We start from the raw sequence: 12,763 nt of genomic DNA, 5'->3' as shown, positions 1-12,763 counted from the left end.
CGTCGCGGCGGGCTTGCTGCGAAAGGCCTCAATCCCACCTGAATGCCGCGGTCGACCACCGCCCTGCCCCACTTCGTCGGCTCGGCCTTCAGGAAGCGGCCGAACTCGGCGGGGCTCGTGATCTCCAGTTCGCCGCCGCCACCGGGGCCGGTGGCCAGGCCCACGGCCGCTGCACACGGTCGGCCTGCTGCCAGGCGCGGATCAGGGCATCGTCGCGCAGCGTGAGGCCGATGTCGTCCAGGCCATGGAGCAGCGCTTCGCGGCGCAGCGGATCGATGGTGAACGGGGTATGCGCGCCCGAGGGCGCTATCAGGATGCGCTGTTCGAGGTCGACCGTGAGCGGGGCTCCGTCGGCACAGGCCGCGGCCAATGCCTCGACCTTGGTTGCTGGCTGGCGGATCGGCAGCACGCCGTTCTGGAAGCAGTTGCTGTAGAAGATGTCGCCGAAGCTCGGCGCGACGACGCAGCGCACGCCGATGCCCTGCAACGCCCACACAGCGCCCTCGCGCGAGGAGCCGCAGCCGAAGTTGTCGCCGGCCAGCAGGATCGGAGCGCCTCGGAACACTGGCCGGTTCAGGATGAAACCGGGGTCGTCACTGCCGTCGGCGCGGTAACGCAAAGCCTCCATTGCGTAGGGGCCGAGTTGGTCCTTGGGCAGCGAGGTCAGGCGCTCGATGCGGATGATGACGTCGGTGTCGATGTTGGCGCGCGGCAGGTATGGGGCGGCGCCGCTGACGATAGTGAATGGGGGGATGCTCATGCGATGCTCCCGACATCGGCGATGCAGCCGGCAATGGCCGCTGCAGCCGCCATGGCTGGGCTCGCGAGGTGCGTGCGGGCACCCGGCCCCTGCCGGCCCACGAAGTTGCGGTTGGAGGTCGACACCGACCGCTTCCGCGGCGGCACCTGCTCCCCGTTGGCCGCCACGCACATGCTGCAGCCGGGCTCGCGCCAGGCAAAGCCGGCGGCCTCGAACACCTCGCGCAGGCCCTCTGCTTCCGCGGCACGCTTGACGTTCTCGGACCCCGGTACCACCCACGCCGTGACACCCGGCGCCACATGCCTGCCGCGCGCCACGTCGGCGGCAGCGCGCAAATCGGAAATGCGCGAATTGGCGCACGACCCGATGAACACCCAGTCGACCGGCGTGCCGGCGATGGCCTGCCCCGCCGCCAAGCCCATGTAGTCGAGGGCGGCGGCCAGCGTGTCGCGCTGCGCGGCATCGGCGACGGCTTGCGGATCGGGCACGCGGCCGTCGATGGCAATAACGTGCTCGGGACTCGTGCCCCAGGTGATGGTGGGGCGGATGAGCGCGACATCAATGAACTCCTCCCGATCGAAGACCGCATCGGCATCGCTCGCCAACACTCGCCATTGCGCCACCGCCGCGTCGAAGGCCTCGCCCCGCGGCGCGAAGAGACGCCCGCGCAAATAGTCGAAGGTGCGCTCGTCCGGCGCCACCATGCCGCAGCGCGCGCCGAGCTCCACCGTCAGGTTGCACAGCGTGAGCCGGGCCTCGACCTCCATCGACTCGATGGCGCTGCCCGCGTACTCGATCGCATGGCCGACGCCGGCCGCAGCACCGAGCTTGCCGATGATGTGCAGCGCGAGGTCCTTGGCGGTGACGCCCGCCCGCAAGACGCCATCGCAACGAATGCGCATGCGCCGGGGCTTCTGCTGGCGCAGCGTTTGGGTGGCCAGGACATGCGTGCTCTCCGACGAGCCGATGCCGAAGGCCATCGCACCCAATGCGCCGTTGGTGCAGGTGTGGCTGTCGCCGCAAACCACGGTGAGGCCCGGCAGCACGATGCCCAGCTCGGGCCCCATGACATGCACGATGCCCTGCCCCGGCTCGCCCAGGTCGAACAGGCGCACGCCGGCAGCACGGGTGCGGTCGCGCAGCGCCGTCCACAGCTTGCCGCCCGGCGGGTAGGTCAGCCCGTTGCGCCCGGGCTGGCTCGACATCGCGTGGTCGGGCGTGGCGAACACCAGCGCCGGGTCATGCAGCGGCAGGCCGCGCGCCGTGACCTCGGCGAGCGCAGGCGGCCCGGAGAGGTCGTGCAGCAGGTGACGATCGATGTGCAGCAGCGCCCAGCCGTCGCCCAGGTCGCGCACGACGTGGGCGTCCCAGATCTTGTCGAAGAGCGTTCGGCCGGCCATCACTTGGCTTCCATCACGGCGCCGGCATTGAAGCGCTGGCGCAGTGCATCCCATTCGTCGGCGCCGAAGCGGCGGAAGGTCTGCGCCACGTTCTGCGTGACCTCGGGCGCCTTGTGCGTGGCCTTCAGCTGGGCCAGCGCCGCATCGCCGGCCTGGATTGCGGCGGCAAGCATCAGGCCGGGCAAGATCGCCAGCTTGTAGCCCATGGCCTCCGCTTCGCGAAGGTCGAAGATCGGCGTCCGGCCGCCGGCGACCACGTTGAGCAGGCACGGCCCCTTCACTGCCTTGGGCACCGCCGCCACTTCTTCCATCGACTGCGTGGCCTCGACGAAGACCAGGTCGGCACCGGCGTCGAGCGCCGCGTTGCCGCGCCAGATGGCCTCGTCCAGGCTCAGCATGGCGCGCGCATCGGTGCGCGCGATGATCACGAACTCTTTCGTGCGGCGCGCCTCGACCGCGGCGCGAATCTTCGAGACGAACTCGGCGCGCGAGACCACTTCCTTGCCATCCAGGTGGCCGCAGCGCTTGGGCGAGACCTGGTCCTCGATGTGGATCGCGGCGACGCCGCGCGACTCGTACTCGCGCACCGTTCGCGTCACGTTCAGTTCATTGCCGTAACCCGTATCGGCATCCGCGATCAACGGCACGCTGATGGCGCGCGCCATCGTGGCCGCGTTGGCCACCATCTCGCCCATGTCGAGCAGGCCGAAGTCGGGATAGCCGCGCGCCGCCGACGTGCCGGCCCCGGTCATGTACACGGCGCTGAAGCCCGCCTGCTCGATCAGCCGCGCGCCGATGCCGTCATAAGCGCCAGGGGCGATGAGCATGCCGGGCGCGGCGAGCAGCTCGCGAAGGGAGGTGTGGGTGGTCATTGGGCGGCGGTCTTTCAGCGCAGTTGATCGTTGCTTGCCTGTCTCTGTTGTCCTAAGACTATCACAACATAACAACAAGTCAACAAGTTATGCTCCCGCCATGAACCTGTCGACTGGAACCACGCCGATGAACGGCGCACGCGGCACCGCCTTGCACCGGCAGATCTACCTGGTGCTGCGCGACGAGATTTCGCGGGGCTTGTTCCCGGGCGGCGCGTTGCCGAACGAGGAAGCGCTCTGCGAGCGATTCGGCGTCTCGCGCATCACCGTGCGACGCGCCCTGGCCGACCTGGCGGCGCAGGGTCTCGTCGAGCGCCGGCACGGCCGCGGCACCTTCGTGCGCGGCGAGCCCGGGCAGATGCGGCCCATGCCCAGCCTCAGCGTGATCGACAGCCTGCGCAAGACGGCCATCGAGACGATCGTCCGCGTCCTCGAGGTCGAGCAGACCGCGCCCCCGGCCGACGTGGCGAGGCTGCTGCAGATTCCGTCCGGCGAGAAGGCCGTGCACGCGCTGCGCATCCGGTCCAACCGCAACGGCCAGCCGGCGATGCTGACCGACGCGTGGGTGCCCGCCGCCGTTGGCCGGCGCGTGACGGCGGCTGCACTCAAGAAGAAGGCGCTCTACGAGATCCTGATGATGCAGGGCGTGAAGTTCGGCCGCGTCGTGCAGGAGTTCAGCGCGACGGTGAGCGATCCGCAACGGGCCGGCCTGATCCAGACGGAGGTGGGTGCGCCGCTATTGAAGCTGGTGCGGCTGATGCATGACATGAAGGAGCGCCCGGTGCTGCACCTCACCGCCTACATGGCCGCCGACCGTGCGAGCGTGATGATGGAGATCGCCGGAGCGACGGTGAACACGCTGACGGCGGGGCAGATCGTGCTGGATGCGCCGGTCGATGGCGATCCTTTGTCCGGCGAGTGATTGCGAAAGGCCATGGAAGCGTCGCAGGTCATCGGCGGTCTTGCCGCCCATGAATCGAGGGCCGCGTTGCGCACGAAGTGCATCGCCGGTGTCCATTCACTGGACCTTGCCATTGCCGCTGAAGCGCGTAGCATCCCAACCGCTCTCCCAGTGAAGTCATGTTGCCGCCTCCGGGCGAGGTACGCACTTCCTTTGCGGTTTTCACCTCGCCGACGACTCGCAGACCATTTCACTGCCAGTGCGCTCGAATCGGCGTTTGGCGGCTGCGGCGGTTCGAGGCAGATGGCATCGGCCGTCTATGTCGAACCGAGGAGATGACATGATCACCTACGTTGGCTTGATGAGCTTTACCGACAAGGGTTTGCAATCGATCAAGGACACGACCAAGCGCGCAGCAGCCGCGAAAGAAGCGGCGAAGAAGGTCGGGGTCAATATGCGGGAAATTTTATGGACCCAGGGCGAGTACGACCTTGTTTCCATCGTCGAGGGCGAAGATGAGAAGGCCATGGCGGCGTTCACACTCGCCATCGCCATGCAGGGCAATATTCGATTTCAATCGCTTCGCGCCTATTCGAGCGGCGAGATGGACGAGATCCTCGCCAAGCTCCCATAGTTGCGTTCCGGTCCGGATCGCCAGGCTTTGGTGGCGATCCATGCAGGACCACTACGCAGCCCGGGCAGACGACGGGAACTTTCGCGGTTGGGGGGTTACGCACTGGCGCTTCCCTCCTCCCCGAATCCCGATGTACTGCCGCACCCTCAAATACCGCGATGGCCTTGGCGGCTTCTCCATGCTGGTGGAGGAAAGGCCGGACGGCTCCCTCGAGCTTTGGGAGCTGGACGTGCCGGGCAACAGCCTGCGACGGCGGGTCGTGATCGAGAAGATGGCGGACAGCCTGGCGCGGGAGGGCAGGAAACTGCACGTGGTCTGGGGCGCTGCGCGGGTCGAGCGGAAGCGGGCTGATGATTGGCCGCGGTGGTGAGCGGCTGGGGGGAGTGGGCTGGCGAGGCTTCACGTGAGAGCGCGAGCGCAGCGCCAAGCTCGAGGTCAGACGGCTCCAAGGCGGATGCGCGCCCAGGACGATCGGAACTTGAAGGCGAGCCTATCCGATGGTCGGGGTCAGCCAAGGGGGTCAAACTCGGCAAAGGCGCGAAGGTGGTTGCCGTACTGACCACCGCTGACAAGAAGACCATCACACTGCGCTTCGCCCTCAAGTGATGAGCCCAAGCCGCCTGAACCATCTTCCAGCGCTTCGCGGCGGTCTCCTGGCCTTGCTGGCGGCTGTGCTGTTCGGGGTGAGCACCCCTCTCGTGCAGCGCTTCGGTACCGGGCTGGGTGCCTTCACGACGGCCGCCCTCCTGTACGCGGGGGCAGCTGCCGTCGGAGCGCTGTTGCGCCAGCGCGTGGAGCGCGAGGCGCGAATGGTGCGGGGCGACTTGCCTCGTCTCATGTCCATGGCGGCGTTCGGTGCCGTCATCGGACCCGTTGCAATGGCGTGGGGCCTCCAGCACACCAGCGGCACCAGCGCATCGCTGATGCTGACGCTCGAGGCATTGTTCACCGCTCTGTTGGCACGCTACCTCTATCAGGAGACGATGGACCGCCGGGTCTGGGCGGCGATGCTTCTGCTCTTGATTGGCGGGGTGACGCTGGTGCTCGACCAGGGCCGCAGTGGCGGCACCCAGCTATGGGGTTTGCTGGCTGTGCTGCTGGCCACCGCCGCCTGGGGTGCGGACAACACGCTCTCCCGCGGGCTTGCCGAGCGTGATCCCGGCCAGGTGGTCTTGGGGAAGGCGGTGATGGGCGCGGCGGCGACGACTGTGCTCGCGTTTGTCTTCGGCGACCCGCTGCCGACCTTTGGTGCCGCGGTCGCCTTGTTCTTGGTCGGCGCCAGCGGATACGGACTGAGTTTGCGCTTTTATCTGCTTGCGCAGCGCGCGTTCGGCGCTGCGCGGACAGGATCCGTTTTTGCGTTCGCCCCTTTCATCGGCGCGGCGCTTGCAATCGCGCTCGGGGACCGAAGCGGGACATGGGTGATGGCGGCCGGCGGCGTGTTCATGATGCTTGGCGTCGTCATTCACCTGGCCGAATCGCACGGGCACGAACACCATCATGAGCCGCTGGTTCACGAACATGCCCACTCGCACGACGATGGGCACCATACGCATGTCCACGACGTGATGCCCGCGGGACAGCACAGCCATCAGCATACGCACGAACCGGTGAATCACAGCCACGCGCATGTGCCGGATGCGCACCATCGGCACGAGCACTGACCCCGGGCACACCGCGCGCGAGGGTTCAAGGCAATTCTTTGATCCGCAGCCGGGTGAACTGCACACGTGAATTCGGGTTGTGGTTCTGCAAGCCGATGAAGCCTTTCGGCGAGCGGCTCGCGTTCTGCAGTTGGCTCACCTGCTGGCCATTCAGGCGGACCGTGATCGTTGATCCACTCGCCTCGATCTCGAAGCTGTGCCACTGACCGATTGCCGGCGCCGCCGTCGACCCGGCGAGCTGGTAGATGGCGCCTGTGTTGTGCAGTGGATCTCCAAAGGCCGGTGGGGTCGCGTCGGGGTTCATGCCGGCGTTGTCGATCTGGATCTCGTAGCCTTGTGTCACCGGGATCGTCCAGTCGTTTCCGGGGTCGGGAAAGCGGATGAAGACCCCGGAGTTGTCCGCCTGCGCGAAGGCACGCCAGTCGACACGAAGAACGAAATTCTGGAACTGCTTGCCCGTGAACCAAAGCAGGCCCGTCCCGCCTGCAGATTCGATGATGTTGCCGCCCAATTCGACAAACCCGCCCAGGCCCGCCATCTTCCAGCCATCGATGCCGCCCATGCCGAGCGGCGCAAACCCTGGCTCAGTCCGCAGACTTTCCCGCGCGATGGCTTCAGCACAGCGGCGCGCGAGCGCAATTCCCGTGAGCGCAGGGTTGGCTGAGCCGAGCGAAGGGAAGAGCGCGGGACCCGCCACGTAGGCGTTGGCGACGTGATGAAAGCGGCCATCGAGATTCGTCACCGAATCGCTCGCGCTCGCTCCCATCCAGAGAGTCCCTGCCTCATGGTGCGTCGTCCCGAGCCCGTCGCGTGTGTGCGAGACGATTTTTATTTTCGTCGGGTCGTTGTTGGCCAGGGCCTTGGCGAGATCCAGGGCGGCCTTGTCCATGGTGTCCCACAGCGCATCGTCCGCCTGCGTCGTGACCAGATTGACCCATGCCCGGGGCGTGCCGAACGTGTCCGTCTGATCGCTCAGGTCCATCCAGCTGGGCGGCTGGCCGGTCAGTTTGTTGGCGTTGGGGTCGCGGTCGCCCGCGATCTCGCCGATGCCGCGCAAGGTGATGACGATCCAGTCTTCCTTTTGCGCGGCAAGCGTCCGATCGAGCAAGTCGATGTCCGGAATCATGCGCCACATCACGTCCTCCGACCCGCCCGGGCCCGCCGCTGCGGTCACCTGCAGGTGATAGCGGCCAGCTGGCGTCGAGCCACGCACCAGCAGCGCAGCCGCTTCCAAGCGCTGCGGCAAGGCCGGATCGAGTGCCGAGCGGTGGACGCGCACGACCGTGTTCGTGCGCAGGTGGGACGTGAGATTTCGCCCCATGAGCGGGGTGGGAAAGGAGTTGAGTGCCAGCCGCGTGGCCTCGATGGTGCTCGAGGCGAGCACCACCGCGCAGCTAGGCTGGATCGCCAGAACTTTTTGCTCTCCATTCACGCGAGCCTCGATCCCTGTCACCGCGCCGTTACTCGTCTGCAGCCGGGTGACCTGTGCCCTCGGTACGATGAAAAGGCGCCGCTGCCAATCGGGCCGGCCGGCGGCTTCGCGCACCGCGTCGGTCAGTATCGGCATGCTGCTCCACTTGTCGAAGCTGAACAGGCCAGAGGCCGGCGGGGCGGCTTGCACCGCGAGCGGCGCCTCTTCGACGGCATCCACGCTGGGCACAGTACCGACCAGGCTTCCGAACTTCTGAAATAGCTCGTCAAACAGCGGACCGGAGATGTAGTCGGTCGTGTCGAACACCCCGATCTCCTTCTCGACGCGCTCATAGGCATCACCGGCTTGCGTAGGACTCTGAAGCCACGAGGCGATGGGCTGCGGCCACTGGCTCAGATCCGCGTCGGTCAGTCGCGGCGACCACCCGCCCCAATAAAGGGACCGGCCACCCAGGCAATAGGCCAGGCCGGCGATGGGGACCATGCTGCGCATCGGGATGCCCCAGACGCGCTCGCGCGTGCCGGGGTCGTCGGCGTTCAGGATGACGGGGACGTCGAACGTCTTGGTCGGATCCTTCTTCGGACCGGCGGCGTTCAAGCCGATTCGGGAGAGGTTCTGAACGTGCTCCGTCACCAGCAGGCTGCCCGCGTCAAGCACGAGCACACGAAGGTTGGGCCCGGCGCGATAGATCTTCTCCGCGCAATAGCCTCCGAACATGCCCGCCCCGATCACCACCGCGTCAAAGGCGACGCCGCCATTCGCCGTTGCCTCGTCCCAAGTGCTGCAGATGTATCGCCCGAGGACGTCGATCGCGAACGTGGTCTCCTGAACATCTGCAGGCTGAGTCGCTTCCACCAGACGGTTGATCATGATGAGTCCCTCTCAATGGCCGCGACGACCGATGGACGCTGCAAGCGCAGCTTGCCCGCCGTGGTCCGCGCAGGGTTGCGCGAAGAGAGTTTGAGCCTGCTGCTGCCCCCCGCACATCCCCAGGACGGCGTAGTTCGTCCGGAATGCCTTGCAGCGCGTTCCTTCCTCCTGCCGCTCTCTCGTTATAGGGCGCCACTTCCGAAAAGGCCGGCGCTTCTCATGGCGCGGGCCCTGGCAACGCCTCCACCCCGGACGCCACCGCGTCCCAGCAGGCAAGGTCCGTTGGCCATGTCCCCATTCCCTTACTCATGGGCGCGCGGTGCCATATGCAAAATCATCGAAGGCGGTCACGCTGTCGGCCTTGGTCCACACACCCACCGCGCCCGCGCCGCCGATGTGGTTGTCGTCGAATTCGATGTAGCGCTTGCCGTCCAGGGACACGGCGATTCGCGTGCCCGCAAATTCGACCCTGAGCGTGTGCCAGATGCCGGCCTTGAGCGGGGCACTGGTGTACTTCAACGTCTGCCGACTGCCCCGCTCGGTGTAGTACAGCGAGACGTTGTTCTCCAGTGCATTGGCCCGCGCGACATAGTAGTGGTCGCCATCCTTCCATCGCCATACCAATCCACCTGCCTGGTCTTCACGGCCGGAGATGGGCTTGAACTTCACTTCGGCGAAGCCGTCGGCAAGCGCTGTCCCGCTCTTCACGCACCAGGGGAAGGCGCCGCTGCCGCTTTGCATCAGCACGTTCGGCTTGCTGGGCGCGGTGGCATCCGCCGCCACCGCCCAGCGCGGGCTTCCGCTGCCGGTAACGCCACAGCGCCATCCTGCCGGTGTTGTCCCCACCGGGTCGGAGTCGAAGTTGATGGCCTGCGCGCCGGCCAGGGAGGACGCGAGCGAGGCCAAGAGGACCATCGATCTGTGCTTCATCTTGATTGCTCCTTTCGGACGTCACGCATGGGCCAACCACGGATGCACTGCGAGCCCGATCAGCGCCGCGGCGATCACGACGACAGGTTCCGGCAGCTTCTTGAAGCGCCCGATCTCTACATAATTTGGCCATGCTGCCGGATGAACAATGAATACCGACCCTTTGCCTGGCCCGCGTCTCGGTCTATTGCGCCTGCTGCCATCGGGCGTCGATCCCAGCGCGTTGCCCATGCTCGCCGCCCGGGCCCTGCGTGCTTTCGGCGACGGCTACATGGCGGTGTTGCTGCCGGCCTACCTTCTATCGATGGGGCTTGGCACGCTGGAGGTCGGCATCGTGAGCACGGCAACGATGCTGGGATCGGCGCTGGCCACCTTGGCGGTCGGAGCATGGGGTTATCGCTTCGCGAGTGGGCGGCTGCTGCGCGGCGCCGCCTTGCTGATGGCCGCGACGGGCTTGGGCTTCGCGGGCCTGTCGTCGTTCTGGCCTTTGCTGATCGTGGCGCTCGTCGGCACGCTCAATCCCAGCTCGGGCGACGTCAGCGTCTTTCTGCCGCTGGAACACGAGCGCCTTGCCGCCGCCGCTCGGGGCCACGCGCGAACCGCCCTGTTTGCGCGCTACAGCCTGATGGGCGCGCTGTGCGCCGCTCTCGGGGCGCTTGCGGCGGCCGTGCCGGACTGGCTGGTACGCCACACCGCTTTGGCGCACGTCGACGCGCTACGCGGCATGTTCCTGGTGTACGCCGCCATCGGACTGGCGGTGTTCTGGCTCTATCGAAATGTGCAGGCACCAGTCGGCGTTGAAGCGGTAAGCGAGCGTGTCGCGCCGACGCCGCTGGGGCCTTCGCGTAGCGTTGTGGTTCGATTGGCGGCGCTCTTCAGCGTCGACGCCTTCGCCGGCGGGCTGACTGTCAATGCGCTGATGTCGCTGTGGCTGCTCGAGCGCTTCGGTCTCTCGCTGACGCAGGCCGGTGTGTTTTTCTTCTGGACCGGGTTGCTCAGTGCTGCATCCCAGCTTGCAGCACCGCTGGTCGCGCAGCGCATCGGGCTGCTCAACACCATGGTCTTCACGCACCTGCCCGCAAACGTCTGCCTGGTGCTGGCCGCACTGGCACACAACCTCCCAGTCGCGCTGGCTTTGCTCATGGTTCGCAGCGCCTTATCCTCAATGGATGTCCCGACGCGCAACGCCTACGTGATGACCGTCGTCACCCCTGCGGAACGCAGTGCCGCAGCAAGTTTCACGGCCGTGCCACGAAGCTTGGCGGCGGCGCTCAGTCCGACCCTGAGCGGCGCTCTATTCGCTGCGGGATGGATCTCGATGCCGCTCATCGCGTGCGGCTTGCTCAAGATCAGCTACGACTTGGCATTGTGGCGTGCGATGCGAGGTACGCACCACGACGAAAAGGCGCGCAATGCCTCCTGAGCAAAAGGAGGTCACCGTCATTCGAAGCGACGAAACCGTTGCAAACGGGGGAGAGCCGAAGGACTGCTCATGGCCGGATGCCGCCTCAATCTGAGCGCCTCACTCGCCCGGCCGACCGCGCTACTTCCCATTCGAGCCCACCCGCTGCTGGACAGCCTGAAAGACAGGTCCTCGCGCAAGCTTGAGGGCCTGGCCGCGCTGCGCGCTGTCCGGCGACAGGGTGGAAGTCGCCGCGACCACCAGGCCCAGCGGGGCATGGACCCAGATGAGCTGGCCCGAGTAGCCGCTGGCGAAGTAGGTTGAACGGGAAGGAGCCCACCAGAAAAGCCCATAGGGCAAGCCAACGGGCGGCCCACCAGCACTTTGAGGCTTGACCATTTCCGCCGCGAATCCAGGCGGGAGCATCTCCTTGCCTTCCCACCGGCCATCCCGAAGCAGCAGATAGCCCAACTTCGCCATGTCCACCGTTCTCATCGACGCGATGCCTCCGCGAGAGTACGAAGGCTCTCGCATGGCAAGAGGCGTCACGAGTTGGTCGCGCACCAGTTCCGCGATGGGGCGCCCGGTGACTCGTTCAAGAATGGCTTGCACCATCGGGGGTCCGCTGTTGTCGTAGGCGAAGCGCCGCCCCGGTTCCGCTTGAATCGCCCTGGCCCAAGCTGCCGCAGGCGCAAGGGATACGGCAGTTCCAGTGCTGTCGTCTACCTCAAAGCCAGTGGTCATGGCCAGCAGGTGCTTGAGGGTGATGGTCCGCGCACGGGGGTCCAGATTGAGCGTTCGCCATTCAGGCATGAGTTCGACGACCGGCACCTCGAGCGTGGCAAGTTGGCCTTGCTTCAATACAGTACCCACCAGGAGAGCCAGGCCACTCTTGGTGACCGACTGGATGTTTCGCAATGCGTTGACGTCGCCATCGCGGTAGTACTCGTACGCCACTCGACCTTGGAGGACAACGACAACACTTTGGACATCGCCTAGCGCCTGCACAATGCGGTCGACCTCCGTGAAAGCGGCGATGTCGAGCTGCTGCTCCTCAGAGACGGGCCTTCGCCAGGGCGGCGCCTCCTGCGCAAAGGCGGTGGCCGCAACCGTCAAGCAAAGCCAGGCGAAGACTTTCCGCATCCTGAGTTCCCCATCCTATTTGGCTCCCTGTCAGCATCGCCGGAAGCGCCACGGTCAAGTATGCGCCGGATGCCGACAGCCTGAATCGGAGGGCCTGGGCGAATTTCCGCTGACGCATGGCTTGGCCAACAGCCGCAGTCGCAGGCTTCATGACCAACGCGAACAAGATTGCATCAGCGACGTTCACCGCGAGGTACGGTCGCGCGCGGCGCCTCGGTATGCGCTGGTCCAACGGCCGACTGCGGTCGGGCCAAGATCGGACATACCGTGTTTCTTCCAATTCATGAAACATTGGCTGTTTGTCGGGGCCACAGCTCTCGCCATGGCAGTGCCTTGACGGCACAGACGTGGGCGACGGCGACTGCGAAGCCCGCCCGACCAGGACGTCGAAGTCGTGAAGCAGCCAACCATGGTCAAGGTGCTGGCAGCAGGGTTCTTGGCTGAACCGCTTTTCAGCGCGCAGAAACTGATGGGCGTGTAGCCTCTGCTCAGTTCGGCGTTGGGTCGTCAACAGCGACAGCCGGCCAGGAGCGGACGTTCGTCACGGTCGTCCGGTATCCTTGATACCGCAACATTGAACGCCATCCCCGTGCAGCTATATTCGGCCCGAACGCCTACTTGGCTCCTGGCCGAGCCCAATCAATTCGAACAGGAAGCGGTGCGCGTGCTGCCAAAGATAGCAAGGTTCGCAATTGCTACGTCCATCGCGACGGGCATGGCCGGGTGTGACCAGACGAACTGCGAGCCGTGCAGTA

General features: G+C 66.1%; 11 protein-coding genes. 5 read left to right on the top strand and 6 right to left on the bottom strand.

Annotated elements, in window-relative coordinates; all coding sequences use genetic code 11:
• Positions 1 to 88: 88 nt before the first annotated feature.
• The 3 genes from leuD to G3W89_RS08150 are packed head-to-tail and all read right to left on the bottom strand — an operon-like array spanning position 89 to position 3,032.
• Entirely contained in the window at positions 89 to 754 is a 666-nt protein-coding gene (gene leuD, locus G3W89_RS08160) for a 3-isopropylmalate dehydratase small subunit (protein ID WP_162577388.1), read from the bottom strand.
• Positions 755 to 756: 2 nt separating this feature from the next.
• Positions 757 to 2,160, bottom strand: coding sequence for a 3-isopropylmalate dehydratase large subunit (leuC, locus tag G3W89_RS08155; protein ID WP_162573604.1), 1,404 nt, complete (start codon positions 2,158 to 2,160; stop codon positions 757 to 759).
• Positions 2,160 to 3,032: an isocitrate lyase/PEP mutase family protein gene (locus G3W89_RS08150; RefSeq protein WP_162573603.1), complete on the bottom strand. Its 873-nt coding sequence runs from the start codon at positions 3,030 to 3,032 to the stop codon at positions 2,160 to 2,162. Before G3W89_RS08150 ends, leuC begins: the two co-directional genes overlap by 1 nt.
• Positions 3,033 to 3,132: 100 nt before the next feature.
• On the opposite strand from G3W89_RS08150, the gene G3W89_RS08145 reads away from it, so the two are divergent.
• From G3W89_RS08145 to G3W89_RS08130, 4 genes are all read left to right on the top strand, one after another.
• Complete coding sequence (locus G3W89_RS08145) at positions 3,133 to 3,954, top strand: GntR family transcriptional regulator (RefSeq protein ID WP_174258242.1); 822 nt, start codon at positions 3,133 to 3,135, stop codon at positions 3,952 to 3,954.
• A gap of 319 nt (positions 3,955 to 4,273) precedes the next feature.
• The gene (locus tag G3W89_RS08140; protein ID WP_162573602.1) at positions 4,274 to 4,567 is read left to right on the top strand and encodes a GYD domain-containing protein; all 294 of its coding nucleotides are present in this window, start codon (positions 4,274 to 4,276) and stop codon (positions 4,565 to 4,567) included.
• 130 nt (positions 4,568 to 4,697) lie between these two features.
• Positions 4,698 to 4,937, top strand: coding sequence for a hypothetical protein (locus G3W89_RS08135; RefSeq protein ID WP_162573601.1), 240 nt, complete (start codon positions 4,698 to 4,700; stop codon positions 4,935 to 4,937).
• A 235-nt stretch (positions 4,938 to 5,172) separates the two neighbouring features.
• Complete coding sequence (locus tag G3W89_RS08130) at positions 5,173 to 6,231, top strand: DMT family transporter (RefSeq protein WP_162573600.1); 1,059 nt, start codon at positions 5,173 to 5,175, stop codon at positions 6,229 to 6,231.
• Between the two features lie 25 nt (positions 6,232 to 6,256).
• Here G3W89_RS08130 and G3W89_RS08125 read toward each other — a convergent pair whose 3' ends face one another.
• Both G3W89_RS08125 and G3W89_RS08120 read right to left on the bottom strand, forming a co-directional pair.
• Positions 6,257 to 8,533 carry a family 16 glycoside hydrolase gene (locus tag G3W89_RS08125; RefSeq protein WP_162573599.1) on the bottom strand — a complete coding sequence of 759 codons (2,277 nt, stop codon included), beginning with the start codon at positions 8,531 to 8,533 and terminating at the stop codon, positions 6,257 to 6,259.
• A 306-nt stretch (positions 8,534 to 8,839) separates the two neighbouring features.
• On the bottom strand, positions 8,840 to 9,463 hold the full coding sequence (locus tag G3W89_RS08120) for a hypothetical protein (protein ID WP_162573598.1): 624 nt from the start codon (positions 9,461 to 9,463) through the stop codon (positions 8,840 to 8,842).
• A gap of 148 nt (positions 9,464 to 9,611) precedes the next feature.
• Here G3W89_RS08120 and G3W89_RS08115 point away from each other — a divergent pair, with 148 nt between their 5' ends.
• Complete coding sequence (locus tag G3W89_RS08115; RefSeq protein ID WP_162573597.1) at positions 9,612 to 10,886, top strand: MFS transporter; 1,275 nt, start codon at positions 9,612 to 9,614, stop codon at positions 10,884 to 10,886.
• A 120-nt stretch (positions 10,887 to 11,006) separates the two neighbouring features.
• Here the strand turns inward: G3W89_RS08115 and G3W89_RS08110 are convergent, their stop codons facing one another.
• Positions 11,007 to 12,008, bottom strand: coding sequence for a serine hydrolase domain-containing protein (locus G3W89_RS08110; RefSeq protein WP_162573596.1), 1,002 nt, complete (start codon positions 12,006 to 12,008; stop codon positions 11,007 to 11,009).
• Positions 12,009 to 12,763 lie beyond the last annotated feature (755 nt).

The sequence above is a fragment of the Variovorax sp. PBL-H6 genome (assembly GCF_901827155.1).
GTDB lineage: Bacteria > Pseudomonadota > Gammaproteobacteria > Burkholderiales > Burkholderiaceae_C > Variovorax.
This window is presented reverse-complemented; position numbering and strand designations above follow the sequence as displayed.